Origin of the sequence: Kitasatospora sp. NBC_01300 (genome assembly GCF_041435235.1) — a bacterium.
Taxonomy (GTDB): domain Bacteria; phylum Actinomycetota; class Actinomycetes; order Streptomycetales; family Streptomycetaceae; genus Kitasatospora.
In genome coordinates, this window is the sequence record NZ_CP108408.1 from 6939419 (window position 1) to 6961948 (window position 22530).

Below are 22530 nucleotides of genomic sequence, written 5' to 3' on the forward strand. Positions count from 1 at the left end.
GCGTCGCGCCCGACCCGGCCGCGCACGACCGGACGGCGATCCGCGCCGCCCTCGCCGCCGCCACCGACGACCGGATCATCTACGACCTCGACGGTATCGAGCGCCAGTACACCGACCTGATCGGCGAACTGCCCGACGTCGCCGTCCGGTTCGCCATGAAGGCCTGCCCGGTGGACGAGGTGCTCGGCCGCCTCGCCGCCCTCGGCTCCGGCTTCGACGCGGCCAGCCCCCAGGAGATCGCCCAGGCCCTTCGCACCGGGGTGAGCCCCGACCGCATCCACTACGGCAACACCATCAAGTCCGACCGCAACATCGCCGAGGCCTACCGGCTGGGCGTGCGCGACTTCGCCACCGACAGCCTGGAGGACGTCGCCGCCATCGCCGAACACGCCCCCGGCTCCCGGGTGTTCTGCCGGGTCGCCACCTCGGGCGACGGCGCCCTGTGGGGCCTGAGCCGCAAGTTCGGCTGCTCGCCCGAGGACGCCCTGCGCGTCCTGGACGCCGCCCGCTCGGCCGGCCTCACCCCGTCCGGACTCTCCGTGCACGTCGGCTCCCAGCAGATGACCGCCGAAGCCTGGGGCGCCGCCGTGGACTCGCTCGCCGCCGTCCTGGAGGCGCTCAACTGGCGCGGCATCACCCCGCAGCGGATCAACCTCGGCGGCGGCCTGCCCGCCCTCGGCGTCCTGGACCGGCACGGCCGCCCGCTCGACCCGCCGCTGGACAAGATGTTCGCGGTCATCCGCGAGGGCATGGACCGGCTGCGCACCGTCAACGCCGCGCCGCTGGATTTCCTGCTGGAGCCCGGCCGGCACCTGGTCGCCGACCACGGCGCGATCCGCGCCCACGTCGCCCGGCTCTCCTCCCGGCACCAGCTCGACGGCACCCGCGAGGACTGGCTCTTCCTGAGCTGCGGCAAGTTCAACGGCCTGTACGAGATGGACGAGCTCCAGTACCGGCTCGAATTCCCCACCCACCCCGGCGGCCAGTTCGTCAACGCCGTCGTCGCCGGCCCGACCTGCGACAGCGACGACGCGTACGCCCAGGAGGACGGCCTGGTCCGCGTCCCGCGCGCGATCGCCTCCGGCGAACCGGTCTGGATCCACTCCTGCGGCGCCTACGCCACCGCCTACACCACCCGGGGGTTCAACGGCTTCGAGCCGCTGCCCTACACCTGCATCGGCGGGACCGGCGGCCCGGACGGAGACACCGGCAGATGACGACCGACCTCCGCATCCGGCTGCTCCAGGAGGACGACTGGGACGGCGTCGTCGCGCTGGAGGAGCGCGCCTACGCCGCCAGCGGCCTGTCCGAAGGCCGCGAGGCGCTGCGCTCCCGCCACCGCGCCTCGCCCGACACCTGCTTCGTCCTGGAGCACGCCGGCGGCCTCGGCGGCTACCTGCTGGCCCTGCCCTACCCGCTGTTCCAGTGCCCGGACCTCAGCCGGGCCGAGGCCGGCGGCGTCCGCGCGACCAACATGCACCTCCACGACCTGGTCGTCGCCGAGGAACTGCGCGGCCGCCGCCTGGCCCACCGGATGCTGCGCGGCCTGGAGGAGACCGCCCGGGCCCGCGGCTACCGCACCATGTCCCTGGTCGCCGTCCGCGGCTCGCAGGTGGTGTGGGCCCCGCTGGGCTACCGCGCCCGCCCCGAGATCGGACTGCCCGGGAGCTACGGCCCCGAGGCGCTCTACATGGCGAAGCCGCTGAGCCCGGCCGCCTCCCCGGCCGCCGTCGCTGCCCCGGCCGCCTCCCCGGCCGCCGTCCAGGCGTCGACCCCCTCCACCGACCCGTCCCTCGGGTTCCCACCCAGAGCCGAAGTGGGCTGATGCACATGTCCCCCGTTCGCGACGACTTCCGCCGGTCCCAACTGGCCATCGCCGCACTGTTCTTCCTGCTCGGATTCCAGTACGCGACCTGGGTCTCCCGGATCCCCGCGCTGAAGACCCGGCTCGACCTCGGCGAGGCCCAGATCGGCCTGCTGCTGATGACCTGCGGGGTCGGCGCCGCGGTGTCCTTCCCGCTGGTCGCGGTGCTGATGCGGCGGTTCGGCTCCCGCCTGCTGTCCGTGCTCTCCGCGCTCGCCCTCGGCGTCGTCCTGGTCGCCCTGTCCGTGGTGCCCAACTACCCGCTCACCCTGCTGGTGCTGTTCTGCGACGGCGTCGCCGTGGGCTGCCTGAACGTCGCGATGAACGCCCAGGGCGCGGCGCTGGAGGCCCGCTACGCGCGGACCACCATGTCCCGCCTGCACGCCACCTTCAGCGCCGGCTCGCTGCTCGCCGCGCTGCTCGCCTCCGGCGTCACCGCCTTCACCGGCACGCTCGCCGTGCACTTCGGGATCGCCGCCGCGCTGCTCGCGGTGCTGGTCGTGGCCGCCCGGCCCGGACTGCTCACGGACGACGCGCCGGCCGCGGCGCAGGACGGGACGGACCAGGAGCAGGCGTCGGCCGCGAAGAAGGACCGCCGCCGCTTCGCCCTCCCGGCCGCGGCGACCCTCTGGATGGGCCTGGCGATGGTGTTCGGCACCGTCACCGAGGGCGCCATGAACGACTGGTCCGCGCTGTACCTCAAGGACGTCGTGAACGCCGGCGCCGGGCTCGCCCCGCTGGGCATCGCCGTCGTCTCGGTGATGATGGTGCTCGCCCGGATCTTCGCGGACGGCTGGCGCACCCGCTTCGGCGACGGCCGGATCGTACGGACCGGCAGCCTGCTGGCCGGCGCCGGACTGGCCCTCGCCCTGCTCGTCGGCGGCGTCGTGCCGACCCTGATCGGCTTCGCCTGCGTCGGCCTCGGCGTCGCGGCGGTCACCCCGTGCGTCTACGTCGCCGCGGCCCGTCAGGGCCCGGACGCGCTCTCCCTGGTCGCCGCGATGGGCACCACCGGGCTGCTCGCCGGGCCCGCCGTGATCGGCTTCATCGCCGACGCCACCAGCCTGGTGTGGGGCATGGCCGCCGTCGCCGTCTCCGCCGCGGTCGTCTCGCTCTGCGCCACCCGGATCGGCTGGCCCGTCCCGGAGCCCCGCCCCGAGGCCCACTCCGAGGCCCATCCCGAGTCCCACGCCGAGCCCCTCGACGGCCGACTCGCCCCGGACGCCGGCTAGCCCCGTACTTCGCGGGTCGTTGAATCGGTTGGAGTAGGGGGTTCGGTCGTATCCGGGGCGAGGCTGTGGGCGTTAGCCGGGTGTGTCGATGACTTCCCGGTCCCCGCGGCCTCGGTCCCAGCGTCAGCGCCTTGAGTGCGTGGTGACGTCTGTGGTGGAGAAGCGTCTGGGCGCTCTGCCTGTCGCTGCCGAGTTTCTGCGCCGGCTGGACGTGGCCGGGATCGTCGACGGGTTGTGCCCGTCCGCGCCGAGCGCTCACCTGACGCACGGGCAGGTCATCGAGGCGCTGGTCGCGAACCGGCTGACCTCGCCGATACCGCTGTTCCGGGTTGGCGACTGGGCCCGGACCTGGGCAGTGGAGGAGGTCCTGGGCATCGAGGCGGGCCTGCTCAACGACGACCGCCTCGCGCGGGCACTGGACGCGATCGCCCCGAAGCTGGAGCAACTCGCGGGCACCGTCGGCGCGCGGGCGATCACCGAGTTCGGCATCGACGTGTCGCGGTTGCACTGGGACATGACGTCCATGTCCGTCCACGGGGCCTACCCGCTGGAAGACCAGGACGACGCGTTCCCGGTGATCAAGCACGGTCATCCCAAGGACCGCCGGGTGGACCTGAAGCAGGTCCAGGCCGGGCTCGCGGTTACCGGTGACGGCGGTATCCCGGTCCACGCCCGGGTCTTCGGCGGGGGCGCGGCTGAGGTGTCCCAGGTGGTCGGGGCGATGAAGGATCTGCGGAAGCTGGCCGGCGAACAGGACTTCCTGCTGGTTGCCGATTCCAAACTGGTCTCCTACCCGAACGTCGCCGCACTGCTGGCAGCCGGGACGGCGTTCATCGCCCCTGTCCCGGCGGCCCAGGTCAAGGACGGTTTCTATGCCGCCTTGGACCTGGAGGCCGCCACTGTCGTGGACTGGGTGCCCGACCGCGACGCGGGCAAGGACCCCGCCCGGCGCGAGGTCTACCGGGTGCTGGAGGACGTCCACACCCTGAACGGTCCGCGCAAGCGCGACCCGGTCCTGAGCGTTCGCCGAATCCTGGTCCACTCCACCGGCAACGCTGCGGGCCAGCAGGCCGCCCGCAACAAACGTCTCACCCGCGCGGCCGAGGACCTGGACAAGGTCCAGCGCGGAGCCGGCGGCAAGTACTACAACACCGTCGAGAAGATCGCGGCCCGTATCGGCGTGATCGCCAAGACCCGGCGGGTCGCCTCCTGCCTGCGTACCGAGATCGGCGAGGACGACAACGGCAGGCCCACCCTGGCCTGGCACTTCGACCAGCAGGTCTTGGACGACGAGGCGGCAGCCGACGGCTGGTACGCGCTGCTGACGGCGCTGGCCCCCGAGCAGGCCGACCCTGGGCAGGTCCTGATCCAGTACAAGGGCCAGGGATCGGTCGAGCGCCGTTACGCGGACTTCAAGGGCCCCCTGGCGGTCACCCCGCTGTTCGTGCAGCACAACCACCGCGTCGCCGCCTTGATCCAGGTCATCTGCCTGGCCCTGCTGGTCTTCAGCCTGATCGAGCGCCAGGTCAGACAAGCCCTGGGCCCCGAGCAGACGATGGTCGGCCTCTACCCGGACAACCGCCGGGTGCGGCCCACAGGCCGCATGATCCTCTACCACCTGAGCGAACTCACCCTGCGGATCGGCAATGTCACCGATCCACCCACCGTCCAGATCAGCCGAGGAGTCCAGCTCCACCTCCTCGACCTCCTCGGCATCGAAGTCACTCAAACCCGCTGGCCAATGACCTGAAACGGCGACCCGCGAAGTACGGGGCTAGCTCCCCCCACAGACCTCGCCCGGAACACCGCGCCTCCCCCGTCGCGGTGTTCCGGGCGAGCCGTGCTGCGTCAGGGGCAACCCCGCCGGCCCGGGGCGGTGTCCGGCGGGGTGTCGGCGTGGGGGGTCTTCTAGAGTCGCCTGCGAAACCACCGCAGGACCAGGCGACCGTGAGCCGCGCCGAGAGGGACGAACACCATGAGTGAGCAGGCCGTCGAGCCCTACCAGCCCGTCGACGAGGACTGGCAGACCGCGCTGGCCGTCGTCGCGCACCCGGACGACATGGAGTACGGCGCCGCCGCGGCCGTCGCACGGTGGACCTCGCAGGGCAAGAAGGTCGTCTACGTGATGGTCACCAGTGGCGAGGCCGGGATCGACTCGATGGACCCCGAGGAGTGCGGGCCGCTGCGGGAGGCGGAGCAGATCGCCTCGGCGCGGGTGGTCGGCGTCGACGTGGTCGAGTTCCTCGGGTACCCGGACGGGATGGTGGAGTACGGGCTGCCGCTGCGCCGCGACATCGCCCGGGCGGTGCGCCGGCACCGGCCGGACATCGTGATCACCAGCAACTTCCGGGACACGTACGGCGGGACCGCCCCCAACCAGGCCGACCACATCGCGGTCGGCCGGGCCGCCCTGGACGGGGCTCGGGACGCCGGCAACCGGTGGGTGTTCCGGGAGCTGCTGGCCGAGGGCCACGAGCCGTGGAACGGCGTCCGGCAGGTGTGGGCGGCGGCCTCGCCGGAGTCGGGACACGCGGTGGACACCACCGAGCACTTCGACCTGGGCGTGGCCTCGCTGGAGGAGCACAAGGCGTACCTGGCCGGGCTCGCCGGGCTGGGCGGGACGATGGCGGACGCGCGCGAGTTCCTGGAGGGTGCCGGGCGGGGAGCGGGCGGCCGTCTCGGGGTACGGTTCGCGGCGCCGTTCGAGGTGTTCCCGCTGCGCTGAGCCGCGCGGCCGGCTGTGAGCAGCACGAAGCGGCCCCAGCGGCGGACGAAGGCGCGCCCGCCGGTACGGCCGATCAGGTAGCCGAGCCTGCCGAGGCTGCCGAGCCCGGCGAGCGCTCCGGGCAGCGGGGTCGCGGGGGGCGGGCACCGCTGCTCACCACCTCGCCCGGGTGGGGTGCGGGGCGGTGGGGGAGTCGGTCAGCGGTCCGCCGTGCGGTGCTCGATGTTGCAGTCGGGGCCGGGGTAGATCAGGCCCTCGTGGCCGTCCTCGAAGCGGACCACGTACGGCGGTTCGCCGTCGGTGCCGCGCACCTCGACGATCTCGCCCTTCTGGTCCGTCATGCCCACCGACCTGCTGTGGATGTGGAGCTGGTCACCTACCGCTGCCTGCATGGTCTGCTCCTCGGGTCGTGGCGGCCGCCTCCGCGGCCGTTCCGCTTTCCACTGCTCTCCACTGTGCTGCGGCGGCGGCGGGCTCGCAACGGCGCGGGCGGACGGGCCCCGAAGGACGGACGGGACGAAAGGGGTGGAACGGGACACGAGGGGCGTGAGGAGACCGGTCTCAGCCGGCGGGCGGCTGCTCCGCGAGGTAGCCGCGGACCAGCCGCTTGCACTCGGCGATCAGCGCCGGATCGCCCTGCGGATCGCCGCGGAAGGCCAGTTTGAGCACCGCGTCGGCGGCCTCCAGGGCGACCCGCAGGGCGAGGGTGAGCGCCGCCGGGTCGCCGGTGGTGAATACCTCGCCGCCGAGCGCCTGGAGGCGCAGCGCGACGGCGGTGTTGTTGTCCACGCCCGGGTCGAGCAGGTGCCGGTCGTCCCGCAGCCCGGCGGGGGCGGCCGCGTCGGCGAGGCCGAAGTCGAGCTGGCCGAAACCGGGCACCTCGCGCTTCATCGCGACGAACTCCTCCACCGCGAGGTCGGTGAACCCGGCCGGGCCGAGGGGCGTGGCGGTCGCCAGCCGGTGGTCGAGCCGCTGGAGGTAGCGGTCGAGGTTGCGGCCGGCGAGGGCGGCCAGCAGGTCCTCCTTGCCGGCGAAGAACTGGTACAGGGTGCCGATCGGCACCTGGGCGCGCTGGGCGACCTCCTTCGTGGTGAGCGCGGTGGCGCCGACCTCGTCGAGCAGCCCGGCGCAGGCGTCGAGGATCCGGCCGTACCGCTCCTGGCTGCGCTGCTGGACCGGACGGCGCCTGGTCACGGGGCCCCGCCCGGCGCTCTCGTGACTCCTGGTGTCGCCGCTCATGACGTCACTGTGCCGCATCCGCTGTGTCAGCGGCGAATCATCGGGGCGCAACGGGTCTGGAGTTTCGGGTGGGGAACGAGTCGATCGGTGGCTGGAGCTGAACGTCACGGTGGCGGGAAGGTGTCCAGGAGTCGGCGATGGTCTTGTGGTGGACACGAACAACGGTTCATACTCCTCAGCGGACTACCTTGCGTGATCAACTCGTGCCCTTTCGTGGTGAACGTGTGTCAGCTGTGGCGACGACGGACGAACCCGGCGCCACCCGAGGTCTGGATGATCCCGTGCGTTTCATACAACCCGTTCAGGTCCGATCCGCCGAGCCCGACTGTGCGACCCGTCATCCGGAAGGAGGGGGCCGGTTCGGTGACGCAGACTTCCGGAGGGCGTGAAGCCCTAGACACCGAGCAACACCGCCAGTTCCTGGAATCCGGATACCTGGTCCTGCCCGGCCTGGTGCCGGAGCCGCTCGGGGCCAGGCTCGCCCCCGAGGTCGACCGCTGGGTGGACGAGGGCCTGCGGGCCCGCTCGATCGCCGCCTGCACCGACCCCGCCCGGCACGGCCCGCCCCCGGTGCTGGAACTGGAACTGCCGGCCCACGGCGAACTCCTCACCCACCCGCCGCTGTTACGGACGCTGTCCGGTCTGATGGGGCCGTCCTTCGTCTTCCACCACCTGCACAGCGACCGCCAGGCCCCGGGGATCCCCGGCAAGGCCTGGCACCACGACTGCGAACCCAACGACCGCGCCGACCCGTCGCTGCTGATGGTCCACGCGCTGCACTACCTCGGCGGCCTGGACGAGAAGGTCGGCAGCCTGGCCGTCCTGCCCGGCTCGCACCGGCGCACCGTCGGGAAGACGGCCTACGCCCACCACGGCACCGCCGAACTGCCCGGCGAGGTGGTCATCGACCGGCTGCCGCCCGGCTCCACGGTGCTGCTCAACTCGGCGCTGTTCCACACCCGCAGACCGGCGCCGGACGGCCCGGGCAGGCCCCGGTACTTCATCGACGCGTCCTACTGCCAGGTGGGGGCGCGCTGGCGCCCGGTGAAGCCGCACTGGCGGCTGATGCTCGCCCGGGCCCGTGAACTCGGCCTGGCGGGGGGCCGGTGGCCGGAACTGTTCGCGGAACGGCACTTCACCGAGTACGTCGGAACCGCCTGACCGGAACCGGTCGATCGGAACAGCCTGACCGGACCGCCCTGACCGGAACGCTGATCGGAACAGCCTGATCGGAACTGTCTGAGGAGCACCGCGTGGAGATCGTCACCGCCGTCGCCTACGCCGAGGTCCACCACGCCTACCTGCGGGACCACCCGGCGGAGCGCACCCACGAGGCGAACAGCAACCGGGACGGCGAGGAGAACGTCGAACGCGCCGGCCGGATCCCCGGCGGCTGGTGGCGCGTCCGGCTCTCGCGCTCGGACGTCCTCGGCGTCGTCCTGCCCTGGCACCTGAGCGAGGGCGGCGCGCGCGAACTCGTGCCCCGCTCCGGCCTGACGGTGGCCGAGGCGGCCGAGCGCATCCGCTCCGACGAGGCCGCCTGGTCGGCCGCGAACCCGGTCTGCGCCGCCAAGCTCCGGCTGCTGAGGTGGGCCCCGTTCACCCCCGTCTACCTGAGCACCGGCGCGGTCGACCACTCCGACTACACGGACCTGCTGGTCCGGGAGGGACTGATCCACATCGACGGCCTGCACCGCATGCTGGCCTGGGAGCTGGCCGGACGCCTGCCCGACCGGCCGCGCCTGGACGCGTTCCTCGCGGGCGACCCCCTGGTCGCGGACCCGCACGCGACCGGGGCGGTCCGCGCCGGGCGGGCGACCCGGACGGGAGGCGAGCCGGAGTGACCTTCGCGACGCAGCACGTCCGGTCCACGCCGTCCGCATCGCCCACACCGTCCACGCCGTCCGACCAGGCCGCGTTTGCCGCGCTGTCCGCCCGGTCGCTGTCCGGGTTCCTGTTACGGCTCGCCCGGGAGCACCCGGACCGGACCGCCCTGACGGATGGCGACCGCACCCTCGACTACCGCACCCTCGACGCCGCAGCGGGCCGGATCGCGGCCCGGCTGGCCGCGTCCGGCACCGGCCCGGGCGACCGGGTCGCCCTGCTCGGCCCCCGGGACGCCCGCATGCTGGTGCTGCTGCACGGCGTGCTGCGCTCGGGCGCGGCGGCGGTGATGGCCGACCCGGACTGGTCGGCGGCGGACCTCGCCCGGCGGCTGGCGGCCGTCCGGATCGGCCGGGTGCTCAGCACCGAGGCGGCCTTCCCCGGGCCGGAGGGCCATCCGGCCGAGGTGGTGGACGTCGACCGGCTGGCCGGGCCGGAGGGCCTGCCCGACGCACCGGGCAGCGCGCCCGGCACGACCGGTGACCTCGTGTCCGGCGGGGCCGGTGACCTCGTGCCCGGCGGGGTTGGTGACCTCATGCTCTGCGGGGCCGAGGAGCTTTTGCTCGGCGCGGCCGAGGACCCCGCGTACCTGTCCTTCACCTCGGGGTCGAGCGGCGAGCCCAAGGCGGTGGCCGTCACCCACGCCAACGCGGTGCACTACGCGCGGGCGCTGGCCGACCGGCTGGGCTTCACCGAGGCCGACGCCCCGTGCGTCGCGCACGTCACCACGCTGGCCGCCGACCTTGGCCACACCGCCTGGCTGCTGGCCCTCGCGGTCGGCGGTTCGGTGCACGTGGTGCCGGACGCCGAGGTGCGCGACCCGGAGGCGTTCTGGGCGTCGCTGCGGCGCGCCGGGGTGTCCGTGCTGAAGACCACCCCCTCGCACCTGACCGTCCTGCTGGAGGGCCGTCCCGGCGACGCCCCGCCCCTGCACACCGTGCTGCTCGGCGGGGAGGCGCTGCCGCGCCCGTTCGCGGCCGCCCTGCTCGACACCGGCGTCACCGCCCGGCTGGTCAACCACTACGGCCCGACCGAGACGACCGTCGGCGCCACCTGCTTCCTCGCCGCCACCGCCCGCCAGCTGCCGGCCGAGGAGCCGACCGTCCCGATCGGCACCGGGATCGGCGAGGTCCGGCTCGTCCTGCTGGACGGCGACGGGCGGCCGGTGCCCGACGGCACGGTGGGGGAGCTGCTGATCGGCGGCCGGGGCGTCAGCGCCGGCTACTTCGGCCGGCCCGCCGAGACGGCGCGCGGCTTCGTCCGTCACGACGGTGAACGCATGTACCGCACCGGCGACTTGTGTCGCCGCCGGGCCGACGGGAGCCTGGTCTTCCTCGGCCGGGTGGACCGCCAGGTCAAGATCCGGGGCTACCGGGTCGACCTCGCCGAGATCGAGCGGGCGATGGACGACTTCCCGGGCGTCGCCCGGTCCGCGGTGCTGGTCCGGGAGACTGCCATGGGGAACCAACTCCTGGCCGCCGTACGGTTGTCGGCCGACGGCGCCGGGCTGGCCGGGCTCGGCTCCTACCTGCGCGACCGGCTGCCCGGCTACTCCGTTCCGCAGCCGGTCCTGACCCTGCCGGAGTTTCCGGTCGGGCCGAACGGCAAGCTCGACCGGGAGCGGCTGGCCGAGCTGGTCGCCGAACTGGTCGAGGCCCGGGCGGAGTCGGGGCCGTCCTCGGGCGGGGACGCACTGGCCCGGTCGATCGCCGGGTTCTGGGCGGCCGCACTTGGGCTGCCCGGGGTCGGGCCGCACACCGACGTGCTGGACCTCGGCGGGGACTCCATCCTCGCCATGCGCACCGTCGCCTTCCTGCGCCGGTCGGGCCTGCGCGTCCACTACGACGACTTCTACCGGCACCCGACCGCGCACGGCCTGGCCGCGGCCGCCGCAGCCGTACCGGTTCCGGCCGCCGCTTCGGCCGGGCGGGCCGGACGGGCCGGAAGCGGCGACCGGGGAAGTCAACTCGCCCCCGCCCAGCGGTGGTTGTACCGCCAGGAGTCCGTCGACGACCTGCGGCACTGGAACCAGTCCGTGCTGCTGCGCTGCCGGACGGCCGTCGACCCGGCCGCGCTCTCGGCCGCGCTCGCAGCCGTCCTGGAACGCCACCCGGCGCTGCGGCGGCCCGTCTCGCCGGAGGGCTACGAGGCACCCCGGCCGGTGGCCGACCTCGACCCGCTGTCCTTCTCCCGGATCCCGCGCGGGGCGGCCCCGATCGCCGAGACCGTCGCCGGGGTCTGCACCGAACTCCACCGCAGCCTGGACCCGTTGGCCGGTCGGCTGCTGCGCGCCCACCTGTTCACCGGCCCGCCCGGCACCGACGACCGGCTCGCCCTGATCGCGCACCACCTGGTGGTCGACGGGCTGTCCTGGCGCATCCTGCTGGACGACCTCGCCCACGCCTACCGGGCGGTGCTCGACCAGAAGCCGGCCGACCTGCCGCCGACCCCGGACTTCTACCAGTGGGCCGCCGCCGCGCCGCCGCCCCCGGCGCCGGTGTCGCCTTCTCCGGAGTCCGCTTCTCTGGAGTCCGCGCCGGAGTCCGTTTCTCCGAAGTCCGCGCCGGAGCCCGTGGTCCGCGCGCAGCCGGCGGCCGTCGGCTGGACGCTCGACGAGGACGGCACCGCCCGGCTGGTCGGCCGCCACGGCGGCGGGACGGGCCTGGAGGCCTTCCTGCTGGCCGCCTTCGCCGACGCCGTGACCGGCTGGAGCGGCCACCCGCGGCTGCCCGTCGAGGTGGAGACCCACGGCCGGGACACCGCCGGCGATCCGGGTGAATTCCTGGACACCGTCGGCTGGTTCACCGCCGTCAAGCGGCTGGTGGTCGAGGCGTCGGCCGGCCCCGAGGGGGCCGCGCAGCGCCTGCGCGAGGCCCCCGTCCAGGCGATGGACGCCCCCGGCACCCGCCCCGCCGCCGGGTTCAACTTCCTCGGCACCTTCCGGCTGCCCGACGAGCCCGCACTGGACTGGACCGTCGCGGACGAGCAGGCCGGAGTAGCCCGTTGCACCGGCGGAGACCCGCTGTACGACCTGCGGCTCACCGCCCGCATCGTGGAGAACCGGCTGGTCGCCGACCTGGTGTACGGGTGGCCCGGTCTGCCGCACCCCGCCGCCGAGCGGATCGTCGCCGCGTTCGCCGGGACGGTGGCCGCCGAGGCCGGTGGCGGTGCCGGTACCGAAGCCGCCACCCGTCCCGTCCGGGAGCCGCTGTCGACCTCCGGCCAGCTGCTCCACCCCGGCACCCGGGCGCCCGCCGTACCGGCGGCCCGCACCACGGTGCGCGAACCCGCCCGGGTGCTGCTCACGGGCGCCACCGGCTACCTGGGGCGGCACCTGCTCGACGCCTTCGTCCAGCGGGGCGCCCACGTCACCTGCCTGGTCCGGGCCGAGCACGACGCCGGCGCCGTCCGGCGGTTGGGCGCGGGCGCGGGCGCCGACGACGGCCGGATCCAGGTCGTCGCCGGGGACATCGACCGGGAGGGGCTGGGCCTGTCCCCGGCCGGACTGGCGTGGGCCCGGGGCGCGCAGCTCGTCGTGCACGCCGCTGCGGACGTCCGGCTGGTGGCCTCGCCCGACGACCTGGAGCGGACCAACCACACCGCGGTGCGGCGGCTGCTCGGCTGGATCGACGAGCACGCCCCGGCGGCCCGCGTCCACCACGTCTCCACGCTCGCCGTCGCGGGCGGCGTGGACGGCCCGCCCCGCCGCTTCAGCGAGGCCGACCTGCGGATCGGCCAGCACTTCCGCACCCCGTACGAGCGGACCAAGTTCGCCGCCGAGCAGACCGTCCGCGCCTGGGCGGCCACCGGGCGGGCCGCCTACCTGTACCGCAGCGGCCACATCGCGGCGCACAGCCGGACCGGCGCCTTCCAGGCCAACATCGGCGACAACCGGATCTACCAGCTGATCCGCGGCTACCTGCTGGCCGGCGCCGCCCCGCGCCGGCCGCACACCACCTACGCGTTCTCCTACGTCGACACCGTGGCCGCCGGGATCGCCGCGATCGCGCTGGACCCGTACGCCGCGCCCGGCGCCTACCACGTCGAGAGCCCGCACGAGACGCCGCACGACGAACTCGTCCGCTGGCTCGCCGGCCACGGCCACCCCGTCCGGCTCACCGACGACGAGGCCTTCGCGGCGGCGATCGCCCGGGCCGAACGCGACCACCCGACGGCGGCGGGGCTGGCCGCCGCGTGGTCCCTCCAGGAGGAGCGCAACGTCCTCGTGGACCGCGCGTACACCACCTCCGTGCTGGACCGGCTGGGCGTCCGGTTCGCCGAGCCCACCCCGCAGTGGTGGTCGGCCGCGCTCACCCGGGCCGCCGAGGCAGGCTACCTGCCGCCCGTCGCGCCGCCGCACTGACCCCCGTCCCGCCGCACTCACTCCCGTCCGCCGCACTCACTCCCGTCCGCAGGACCGACCCCCGACCCCCGTCCGCCGCACCGACTCGTCCGGCGCGCCGCCGCCCCGTGAGCCGCGCCCCCACCGATCCGTACCCCCAGACCCATGGAAGGCGGACCTCGTGTCCCAGCTCTCCCCGGTGCTCAAGCAGGCCACCCCCGTCGTCGCCACCCGCGGCGAAGGGCTCCACCTCTTCGACGCCGACGGCCGCCGCTACCTCGACTTCACCTCCGGCGTGGGGGTGACCAGCACCGGCCACTGCCACCCGCGCGTGGTGGAGGCGGTGCGCGAGCAGGCCGGCCGGCTGATCCACGGCCAGTACACCACCGTGCTGCACGACCCCCTGCTCACCCTCACCGAGCGGCTCGGCGAGGTGCTGCCGCCCGGCCTGGACTCGCTGTTCTATGCCACCGCCGGCACCGAGGCGGTGGAGGCGGCGCTGCGGCTCGCCCGGCACGCCACCGGCCGGCAGAACGTGATCGTCTTCGAGGGCTCTTTCCACGGCCGCACCATGGGCGCGGCCGCGCTCACCACGGCCGGCAGCCGCTTCCGCGCGGGCATCGGCCCGGTGATGCCCGGTGTCGCGGTGGCGCCGTTCCCCGACGCCTTCCGGCTCGGCCTGAGCCTCGGGCTGAGCGAGGAGCAGGCCGTGGAGCACGCCCTGCGCGGACTCGACCAGGTGCTCGCGACCGTCAGCGCTCCCTCCGAGACCGCCGCGATGTTCGTCGAACCGGTGCTCGGCGAGGGCGGCTACGTGCCCGCGCCCGCCGGGTTCCTCGCCGGGCTGCGCGAGCGCGCGGACCGGCACGGCATCCTGCTGGTCGTCGACGAGATCCAGACCGGCTTCGGCCGCACCGGCCGGTTCTGGGCCCACCTGCACCACGACGGCGTGGTGCCCGACGTCCTGATCACCGCCAAGGGCCTGGCCAGCGGCTTCCCGCTGTCCGCGATCGCCGCGCCGACCGACCTGATGCGGCGGGCCTGGCCCGGCTCGCAGGGCGGCACCTACGGCGGCAACCCGGTGGCCTGCGCCGCCGCGCTGGCCACGCTGGACGTCATCCGGGACGAGCAGCTGGTCGACAACGCCGCCGAACAGGGATCGCGGCTGCTGGACGGCCTGCGGGCGGTCGCCGCCGGAGCGCCGGGCATCGCCGACGTCCGGGGCCTCGGGCTGATGATCGGCAACGAGTTCTGCCACCCGGACGGCTCCCCGGACCCGGACACCGCCAAGCGCGCCCAGCAGGCGGCGGCCGACCTCGGCCTGCTGCTGCTGATCTGCGGTGTCCACCTGAACGTGGTCAGGATGATCCCGGCGCTGACCGTCACGGCCGGACAGGTCGACGAGGCGCTGGCGCTCTGGTCCAAGGCGGTGGCGGCGGCCGCCGCCCAGCGGTAGAGAGGAGTGGTTCCGCACATGTACGACGACACGGTGTCCGAAATCGGCTGGAGCAGCGAGGAGTTGGAGGCGCGGCGGGAGCAGTGGTCGCTCCCGCTCGACGAGGGTGAGCGACAACTGCTCTGGGCGGACGCGCGGGCCGAGCGGTGGGGCGCGGCCGAGCCGGTCCGGGCGAAGCTGCGCGCGCTCGTCCAGGGCGGCGCCCGTTCCGTCGGCGTCGCCCACGTCACCGGGCTGATGGATCCGACCGCCCCGGAGGAGGAGGTCGCGGCCGCCCTGTCCTTCCTGCTGCGGGACTTCGGCGAGATCGTCCCGCAGAACGGGCGCGGCGACCTCACCCAGGTGCTGCGCGACCAGGACGGCGACGGCAACACCGAGCTCGGCTTCCACTGCGACACCTGCGACCTGCTCGTCCTGCTCTGCATCCAACCCGCCTACAACGGTGGAGGGTTGACCAAGCTGGCGAGCGCGCGGCACGTCTACGACCTGATCAGGCGGGAGCGGCCGGACGCCCTGGCCACCCTCACCGAGGACTGGACCTTCGACCGGACCGGTCGGGCCGGGCCCCAGGTCGTGGTCTCCCCGATCCTCTACACCCAGAAGGACGGGACCATCGCCTGCTACTACCAGACCCGCACCGTCCGCTCGTCCCCCGACCGCGGCGGCCCGCCGCTGACGGACCGCCAGTGGGACGCGCTCGGCGTGCTCGACGAGGTGCTCTACCGGCCCGAGATCGCCTTCGGCCTCCCGATGGCCGCCGGAGACCTGCTGATCATCCGCAACAGCAGGGTCCTGCACGGGCGTTCGGCCTACGTGGACGAGCCGGCGCCCAACTCCCGGCGGATGCTGCGGATCTGGATGAACACGGAGGACATGTGACCGGGAGCGCGCAGGCACCGCACGGGCGTACCGCCGTCGTCACCGGCGGCGGCAGCGGGCTCGGCCGGGCCGTGTCCCTGGCCCTGCTGGGCGCCGGCTGGTCCGTCGCACTGGCCGGGCGGCGCAAGGACGCCCTCCAGGAGACCATCGCCCTCGCGGACGTCGACCCCGCCCGGGTGCTGGCCGTCCCGACCGACATCCGCCGACCGGAGGAGGTCGCGGCCCTGTTCGACGCCGCCCGCGACCACTTCGGCCGGGTCGACCTGCTGTTCAACAACGCCGGCGCCGCCGCCCCGCGCCGACCCATCACCGAGACCCCGTTCGAGGACTGGAACCGCGTCCTGGACACCATCGTCACCGGCGGCTTCCTCTGCGCCCGCGAGGCCTTCCGGGTGATGAGCACCCAGTCCCCGCAGGGCGGGCGCATCATCAACAACGGCGCGCCGTCCGCCCACGTCCCGCGCCCCAACTCCATCGCCTACACGGCCGCCAAGCACGCCGTCCTGGGCCTCACCAAGGTGCTCTCCCTGGACGGCCGCGCGCACGGCATCGCGGTCGGCCAGATCGACGTCGGCAACGTCACCCCCGTCGACGGCGGCCCGCAGCCCGCCGCCATGCAGGCGGACGGCACGATGGCGGTCGAGGCGACCATCCCGGTGGAACGCTTCACCGAGGCCGTCCTGCTGATGGCCTCGATGCCGCCGGACACCAACGTCCAGTCCCTGACCGTCCTGCCCACCACCATGCCGTACGTCGGGAGGGGCTGAACCGTGCTGGTCAGCGCACGTTCCTTCGACGAGTACCGCGCGATGTTCGCGCTCGCCGACGACGACCTCGCCCCCGGCCGGCGCATCCTGGACTGCCCGGGCGGCGCGGCCGCCTTCACGGCCGAGGCCGGCCGGCGCGGCATCGACGCGGTGGCCGTCGACCGCGAGTACGCCCACCACCGGGAGGACCTCGGCGTCCTCGTCGAACGGGAGACCCGGCACAAGCGCGACCAACTGGTCCGGGAGGCATCGGACTTCGTCTGGACGTGGTACGGCGACCCCGACCGCCTCACCCGGCAGTGGATCGCCAACGCCCGCGACTTCCGGGCCGACATCGCCGCCCGTCCGGACCGCTACGTCGCCGGCTCACTGCCCGAACTCCCGTTCGCCGACGACTCCTTCGACCTGGTCCTCAGCTCGCACCTGCTCTTCTCGTACGGCAACCGGCTGGACGGGGACTTCCACCTGGCGGCCCTCCTGGAACTCGCCCGGATCGCCCGCGGTGAAGTCAGGCTCTTCCCCGTCATGGTGTACGACACCGGTGTCCGCTACGGGGAGCTGGACGGGCTGCGCCGACACCTGGACACCCTCGGGATCACGAGCCGGGTGGAGCGGGTGGAGTACGAATTCCAGCCGGGGGACAACGAGTTGCTCGTGCTGTCGTGCGCAGGCTACCGGCCGCTGGCGCGGACCGGGGCCGGAGCGCCGGGCGCCGACGCGTCGGCGCCGAGCGCCGCCGACCCGGTGCGGTGGCGGCACCGAGAGAAGCCCTGACCTGAGGCCTGAGGCCTGAGGCCTGTCTGTGATCCGTGGTTCTGGTCCTGGCCGACGCCGACTCTGATTCTGCGTCGGTCAGGACCAGGACCCGGCCCCGGGTCACCCGCCGGCGGGGGCGGATCCGGCGGCGCCGCCTCCGAGGTGGGCGGCAATCCTCCGCGCGCACTCCAGCGACTCGGTGCGCGAGGTGTCCACCTCCAGGTCGTAGCGCACGCCCTGGTGGACCAGCTCCGCCTGCGAAGCGGCCATCCCCAGGATCCGGTTCCCCCGGGCGAGCTCCCGGCCGGTGGCCACCGCCGCCTCGCAGCGGACCCCGACCCACAGCACGTCCAGGCCCACGAGCGCCTTCTCCCAGCGCAGTTGGGACTCCGCCCGGCCGAGGAAGACCTCGTCGACGATCACCCGCGCGCCCGCCCCCGCCATGGCCGCGACCCCCGCGATCCACGCCTCCTGCAGGGCCCGGAACGCCGCCCCGACGCTCACCCCGCCATCGGCCGCGAAGCCGATGCCCCCGTCCGCATCGTGCAGGGACGCGGGCATCGCCTCGATCAGGGTGTCGACCCCGACCGTCAGCCAGGGCTCCGGCAGCACCGCCTGCAGACACCGGGCGATCCCGGACTTGCCCGAGCTGGAACCACCGTTCAGCACAACCACCTGAGTCGCCATCCCGCCACCGTAGCCACTCCGGCACCACGGCCCAACCGGATATCGGACGTCCGGCGGGAGACCGGCCGCCGACGGGCGGGGCGGGTCGGGAGGGAGCGGGATTGGTCACGGTCCGTGTCGACGTGGTGACGGCGCGGTCACTCGTGCGGGGGAAAAGCGATGGTTGCGCTTTGAACAGTCGCGGTGGCTGGCCAGACTGGTCCTTCTCCGACCGGCCGGTCGGAGGTGGTGAGCGAGGGGGAGCACGGGCATGGGCATTTCGCCGTACCGCGGCATGTGTGGCCTCGCCGCCGAGCACCCCGGAGGCCCCGACCTCCTCGCGGGAGTCGCCAGACCGGCGCCGCACGGCGAGGCCGACGCCCTCCGCCGGGACGTCGGGGCGTGGCTGGTGGCGAGCGGCGCGCTCGGCGGTGACGTCCAAGGGTTCCTGGCACAGGGCCACCTGGACCTGGTGGCGGAGGCGTGGGGCGACGTTCCCCGGGGTCCGCGGCTGGTCGCGGCGGCGAAGTGGCTGGTGCTCACCTGGATCCTCGACGACCGCTTCGACGACCAGTGGATCGGCGGGCCCGTCACGGCGGCCCGGCGGACCGTCCGGGCGCTCACGGACGTCCTGGACGCGGGCTTGGAGGGCGTTCGAGGTGGTGTTCCGGACGGCGACGCACTCGTCGAGGCGTTCGCGGTGCTGTGGCGTGACACGGTCGAGCTGACACCGCCGCAGTGGCAGGCACGCTACGCGGCGTACTTCCGCGCGTACCTGGACACCTCCCTCGGCTACCTCGACGAGGCCGCGCTCCGCGACACCCCCTTAAGCGACTCCTCCTCCCACGGCACTCCCTTCCGCGACACCCCGTTCCACGCCCCCGGGGCCGCCGCCCCGGCCGGCGCCGTGCAGACCGTCCCCGAGTACCTGCGCCGACGGGACCAGGACGGCGCCGTGTCGTGCGCGGCTGGCTGGATCGAGCTCGCCCACGGCCTGGACCTCGCCGACGAGGTGTTCCGGCACCCGAGGGTGGCGGACCTGCTGATGCGCTTCAACCACGTCGTCTGCTGGGTCAACGACCTCTACTCCGCCGAGGGGGAGTCCGCCGCCGGGAACGGCAAGAACCTGCTGCGCTCGTTCACCGTCCACGAGGGCCTGGCCCCCAAGGAGGCGTCGGCCCGGCTCGGGGCGCTGTGCGAGGCCGAGTCGACGACGCTGGAGTTCCTGGCGGACGGCATCGCCCGCGACCCCTCGGCGCCCGGCGAGGTGCGGGCCTTCGCCCTCGGACTGGTCCGCTTCACCCGCGCGCTCATCCACTGGACGGCGACGGCCGCCCGCTACCGTACGGAGTCACCGCGATGATCCCCCGTCCGCCCGGCGGCCTGCCGCTGCTCGGGCACCTGGTGCCGTTCCTGCGCGACCCGCTGGCGTTCCTGCGCTCCCTGCCCCGGTACGGCGGCCTCGTCCAGATCAGACTGGGGCCGGTCTCGGCGGTGGTGGTCTGCGACCTGGAGCTGACCCGGCACGTCCTGCGCGAGGACCGGGTCTTCGACAAGGGCGGGTTCCTGTTCGAACGGGTCCGCGACTTCGCCGGCAACGGCCTGGTGACCTGCCCGCACGCCGACCACCGCCGCCAGCGCCGCTACGTCCAGCCCGCCTTCCGCGCCGACCGGATCGCGCGGTACACGGAGGTGATGGCCCGGGAGGCCCGGCGGCTGGCCGGGTCCTGGAGCGACGGGCAGGAGGTCGACATCACCGCCGAGTTGAGCCTGGCCGCCGGGCGCAGCCTGGTCTCGACCCTGTTCACCCGGCTGCCGTTCACCGGCCTCCAGGAGACCGTCGAGGACTTCGTGCTGCTGATCGGCGGCTCCTACCGGCGCATGCTGCTGCCCCACCGGATCAACCGGCTTCCGCTGCCGGCCAACCGCCGCTACGACGCCGCCCGCACCCGGCTGGTGCGCCTGGTCGACGAGGTCGTCACCGCCTACCGCGCGGATCCGGAGGACCGGGGCGACCTGGTGTCGACCCTGGTGGCCGCCGACGCGGGCGGGCAGGCGCTCTCCAACGCGGAGGTCACCGACCAGGTGATGACGATCTTCGCCGCCGGCTTCGACACCATCGCCAACTCCACCGTGTGGGCCCTGCACCTGCTCGCCCAGCACCCGGACATCGCCGATCGGGTCCGGGCCGAGGTGGACGCGGCCCACGTGGGCGCGGCCGCGGTGGACGCGGCCGGGGTGGACGCGGCTGGAGTGAACGTGCTCGGAGTGAACGCGGCCGAGGCGGACGCGGCCGGAGTGGACGCGGCCGAGACCGACGCCACCCCGGCGGCCGGCACGTCAGCGAGCGTCGACGGGCTGGAGCTCACCACCCGGGTCGTCCGCGAGGCCGTCCGGCTGTACTCCCCGGGCTGGCTGCTCACCCGCGTCACGGCCACCGACACCGAACTCGGCGCGCACCGCCTGCGCGAGGGCACGACGGTCGTCTACAGCCCCTACCTCCTGCACCGCCAGTCCGCCCTGTTCCCCGACCCCGACCGCTTCGACCCCGAGCGGTGGGTGGGCGTCCACCCGCAGCGCGGCCCGTTCATCGGCTTCGGCGCGGGACCGCGCCGCTGCGTCGGCGAGCAGTTCGGGATGACCGAGTCCGTCCTGCTGCTCGCCACGATCATGCGGGCCTGGCGGCTGGAGCACGTCCCCGGCCGGACCGTCCGCGAGCTGCCGCTCGCCACGCTGCGCCCCGGCCCGGTGTGGATGCGCGCGACCCGCCGGGACGGCCTCGCCCCCACCGGAGCCGCCGGGTGAGCACGGCCCTCGTCCTCGGCGGCGGCCTGGCCGGCACGCTGGCGGCCGCCGCCCTGGCGCCGCACGCCCGGACCGTCACCGTTCTCGAACAGGACGTCCTGCCCGTCCTGCCCGGCCCGCGCCGGGGCCTGCCGCAGGGCGAGTTCAGCCACATCCTGCTCGGCGGCGGCGCGGACGCCGTCGAGGAGGTCCTGCCCGGGACGCTCGACGCCCTGCTCGCCGCCGGCGCCCACTACCGCTCGATCCCCGCCGGCCTGCTGATGCGCCTCGGGCCGGGCTGGCTGCAGGGCTTCGACTCGCCGGCCTACCTGATCGCGTGCAGCCGCCACCTGCTCGACCACGTCGTGCGTCGGCGGCTGCGCGAGCAGCCGAACGTGACGGTCCGCGAACGCACCTCCGTCCTCGGCCTGGTGGGCGGCCCGGGCCGGATCGTCGGGGTCCACATCGAGAACCCGGACGGCTCGCGGGAGACCCTGCGGGCCGACCTGGTCGTGGACGCGACCGGCCGCCGCTCCCGTGCTCCGGAGTGGCTGCGCGCGCTGGGGGTCAAGGGCCTGTGCGAGGAGACGGTGGACGCCGGACTCGCCTACGCCGCCCGGGTGTTCGAGACGCCGGGCGGGAACGAGGGCTTCCCGGTGGTGAGCATCGTGCCCGTCCCGGGGCGTGGCCGGCCCGGCCGGGGCGCCACCATCATCCCGATCGAGGACGGGCGCTGGATCGTCACGCTCTCCGGCACCCGGGGCGGCGAACCCGCCCGGGGCGAGCGCGAGTTCCACGACTTCCTGAAGGCGCTGGACCACCCGGTCGTCCACGACCTCGCCCGCGCCGCCCGCCCGCTCGGCCCGATCCGCACCTGCCACGGGACACTGAACCGCCGGCGCCGCTACGAGTGCTACGAGGGCGGCCCGCTGGCCGGGTTCGCCGCCACCGGCGACGCGGTGGCGGCGCTGAACCCGGTGTACGGACACGGCATGACGGTCGCCGCCCAGTGCGCGGCCGCCATCCGCGCCGCCGTCGACAGCGAAGGCCTGCACCCGGGGGTGAGCGGACTGATCCAGCGGCGGATCGCCAGGGTCGTCGACACGCCCTGGGACATGGCCAAGGACCAGGACGAGGGCTTCCCGGACGCGCTGTCGAGCCACCCCGCCACCGCCGCCGGGCCCGCCGCCGTGTTCACCCGCTGGTACACCCGCCGGGTGCTGGGCGCGGCCCTCACCGACCCCGCTGTCTCAGCCGCCTACTTCGAGGTGTTCTCCCTCGCCGCCAGACCCGCCCGGCTGGCCAGGCCCGCGGTGGCCCTCGGCGCACTGAGACCCCGGCGCGCCCACCCGCCGACCGCCGGCCAGGCGATCGCCCGTTTCCCGGGGGTGGCCGCACTGGCCGGGCCGTACTGACCGTACCGACCGGTCCGCCCAACCTTGCGCTCCGGTACCACAGCTCACGCCGTCGCCGCCGTCGAACGCCCAGGCTCTGTCCCGTCCAGATCGGTCGGACAGGCCTGGGGCGGCCAAGCGGCTCCGCTCACCGAGCCGCCGCGGCCATGGCCTCGCGAACGGTGATCAGGCATGGATCGCAGTAGCGGTCCGGGCCCGCCGACTCCTCGACGCCCGCAGCCGGCGCGACGCGCTGGGCGGGTTCGAGGAAGCGTCCGCACAGGGACGTCGACGAGTCGTTCTTCGTCACCACGTGCCACACCACGGCCGGCGGTGACACCGCCGGGTCGTGCTCGGCCCACATCTCGTACACGGTAGCCTCCCGAATCGCTGGGGCCCGGTCACCCCATGCAACCCCCCTCCCCGGCGGTCGGCCACCGGACGGGGCCCGGTGGGATGGCGCGCGGGCGGGTAGGGGCCTGTCCGACCGCGCCCGCCGGGGGTGCGCCGCGCTCCTCCGCTCGGGTGGCGGCTGTTCCCTT

The 22530-nt window shown here is 74.3% G+C and carries 19 protein-coding genes; 15 read left to right on the top strand and 4 right to left on the bottom strand.

Annotation, left to right across the window (positions count from 1 at the left end; all coding sequences use genetic code 11):
• The first annotated feature begins 38 nt into the window (after positions 1-38).
• From OG556_RS30250 to OG556_RS30270, 5 genes are all read left to right on the top strand, one after another.
• Complete coding sequence (locus tag OG556_RS30250; protein ID WP_371522983.1) at positions 39-1217, top strand: type III PLP-dependent enzyme; 1179 nt, start codon at positions 39-41, stop codon at positions 1215-1217.
• The gene (locus OG556_RS30255) at positions 1214-1825 is read left to right on the top strand and encodes a GNAT family N-acetyltransferase (RefSeq protein ID WP_371521698.1); all 612 of its coding nucleotides are present in this window, start codon (positions 1214-1216) and stop codon (positions 1823-1825) included. Before OG556_RS30250 ends, OG556_RS30255 begins: the two co-directional genes overlap by 4 nt.
• A gap of 5 nt (positions 1826-1830) precedes the next feature.
• Positions 1831-3096, top strand: a complete 1266-nt coding sequence (locus tag OG556_RS30260; RefSeq protein WP_371521699.1) for an MFS transporter — start codon at positions 1831-1833, stop codon at positions 3094-3096.
• Between the two features lie 151 nt (positions 3097-3247).
• Positions 3248-4846 (top strand): IS1634 family transposase, encoded by a 1599-nt coding sequence (locus tag OG556_RS30265; protein ID WP_331742799.1) that lies wholly within the window; start codon positions 3248-3250, stop codon positions 4844-4846.
• Between the two features lie 225 nt (positions 4847-5071).
• Positions 5072-5821: a PIG-L deacetylase family protein gene (locus OG556_RS30270; RefSeq protein WP_371521701.1), complete on the top strand. Its 750-nt coding sequence runs from the start codon at positions 5072-5074 to the stop codon at positions 5819-5821.
• A 197-nt stretch (positions 5822-6018) separates the two neighbouring features.
• Here OG556_RS30270 and OG556_RS30275 read toward each other — a convergent pair whose 3' ends face one another.
• Complete coding sequence (locus OG556_RS30275) at positions 6019-6213, bottom strand: DUF1918 domain-containing protein (RefSeq protein WP_350883986.1); 195 nt, start codon at positions 6211-6213, stop codon at positions 6019-6021.
• Positions 6214-6382: 169 nt separating this feature from the next.
• On the bottom strand, positions 6383-7060 hold the full coding sequence (locus tag OG556_RS30280; RefSeq protein ID WP_371521703.1) for a TetR/AcrR family transcriptional regulator: 678 nt from the start codon (positions 7058-7060) through the stop codon (positions 6383-6385).
• A gap of 363 nt (positions 7061-7423) precedes the next feature.
• Here OG556_RS30280 and OG556_RS30285 point away from each other — a divergent pair, with 363 nt between their 5' ends.
• The 7 genes from OG556_RS30285 (at position 7424) to OG556_RS30315 (ending at position 17162) form a co-directional block, all read left to right on the top strand.
• Complete coding sequence (locus OG556_RS30285) at positions 7424-8221, top strand: phytanoyl-CoA dioxygenase family protein (RefSeq protein ID WP_371521705.1); 798 nt, start codon at positions 7424-7426, stop codon at positions 8219-8221.
• A gap of 92 nt (positions 8222-8313) precedes the next feature.
• Positions 8314-8904 (top strand): DUF6309 family protein, encoded by a 591-nt coding sequence (locus OG556_RS30290; RefSeq protein WP_371521707.1) that lies wholly within the window; start codon positions 8314-8316, stop codon positions 8902-8904.
• Positions 8901-13307 (top strand): amino acid adenylation domain-containing protein, encoded by a 4407-nt coding sequence (locus OG556_RS30295; protein WP_371521709.1) that lies wholly within the window; start codon positions 8901-8903, stop codon positions 13305-13307. The genes OG556_RS30290 and OG556_RS30295 overlap by 4 nt, the downstream gene beginning before the upstream one ends.
• 160 nt (positions 13308-13467) lie before the next feature.
• Positions 13468-14742 (top strand): aspartate aminotransferase family protein, encoded by a 1275-nt coding sequence (locus OG556_RS30300; protein WP_371521711.1) that lies wholly within the window; start codon positions 13468-13470, stop codon positions 14740-14742.
• Between the two features lie 18 nt (positions 14743-14760).
• The gene (locus OG556_RS30305; RefSeq protein ID WP_371521713.1) at positions 14761-15621 is read left to right on the top strand and encodes a TauD/TfdA family dioxygenase; all 861 of its coding nucleotides are present in this window, start codon (positions 14761-14763) and stop codon (positions 15619-15621) included.
• Positions 15618-16388, top strand: a complete 771-nt coding sequence (locus tag OG556_RS30310) for an SDR family oxidoreductase (RefSeq protein ID WP_371521715.1) — start codon at positions 15618-15620, stop codon at positions 16386-16388. The genes OG556_RS30305 and OG556_RS30310 overlap by 4 nt, the downstream gene beginning before the upstream one ends.
• Positions 16389-16391: 3 nt before the next feature.
• Positions 16392-17162, top strand: a complete 771-nt coding sequence (locus OG556_RS30315; protein ID WP_371521716.1) for a class I SAM-dependent methyltransferase — start codon at positions 16392-16394, stop codon at positions 17160-17162.
• 102 nt (positions 17163-17264) lie between these two features.
• Here OG556_RS30315 and cpt read toward each other — a convergent pair whose 3' ends face one another.
• The gene (gene cpt / locus OG556_RS30320) at positions 17265-17831 is read right to left on the bottom strand and encodes a chloramphenicol phosphotransferase CPT (protein ID WP_371521718.1); all 567 of its coding nucleotides are present in this window, start codon (positions 17829-17831) and stop codon (positions 17265-17267) included.
• Positions 17832-18081: 250 nt separating this feature from the next.
• Between cpt and OG556_RS30325 the strand changes: the two genes are divergently transcribed.
• From OG556_RS30325 to OG556_RS30335, 3 genes are read left to right on the top strand one after another with little or no spacing between them, the layout of a single operon-like run.
• The gene (locus tag OG556_RS30325; RefSeq protein ID WP_371521720.1) at positions 18082-19173 is read left to right on the top strand and encodes a terpene synthase family protein; all 1092 of its coding nucleotides are present in this window, start codon (positions 18082-18084) and stop codon (positions 19171-19173) included.
• Positions 19170-20615, top strand: a complete 1446-nt coding sequence (locus OG556_RS30330) for a cytochrome P450 (RefSeq protein ID WP_371521722.1) — start codon at positions 19170-19172, stop codon at positions 20613-20615. The genes OG556_RS30325 and OG556_RS30330 overlap by 4 nt, the downstream gene beginning before the upstream one ends.
• A complete protein-coding gene (locus tag OG556_RS30335) occupies positions 20612-22009 on the top strand; it encodes an NAD(P)/FAD-dependent oxidoreductase (protein WP_371521723.1) in 1398 nt (465 codons plus the stop codon). Before OG556_RS30330 ends, OG556_RS30335 begins: the two co-directional genes overlap by 4 nt.
• 127 nt (positions 22010-22136) lie before the next feature.
• Here the strand turns inward: OG556_RS30335 and OG556_RS30340 are convergent, their stop codons facing one another.
• The gene (locus OG556_RS30340; protein WP_363377142.1) at positions 22137-22361 is read right to left on the bottom strand and encodes a hypothetical protein; all 225 of its coding nucleotides are present in this window, start codon (positions 22359-22361) and stop codon (positions 22137-22139) included.
• Between the last annotated feature and the right edge of the window lie 169 nt (positions 22362-22530).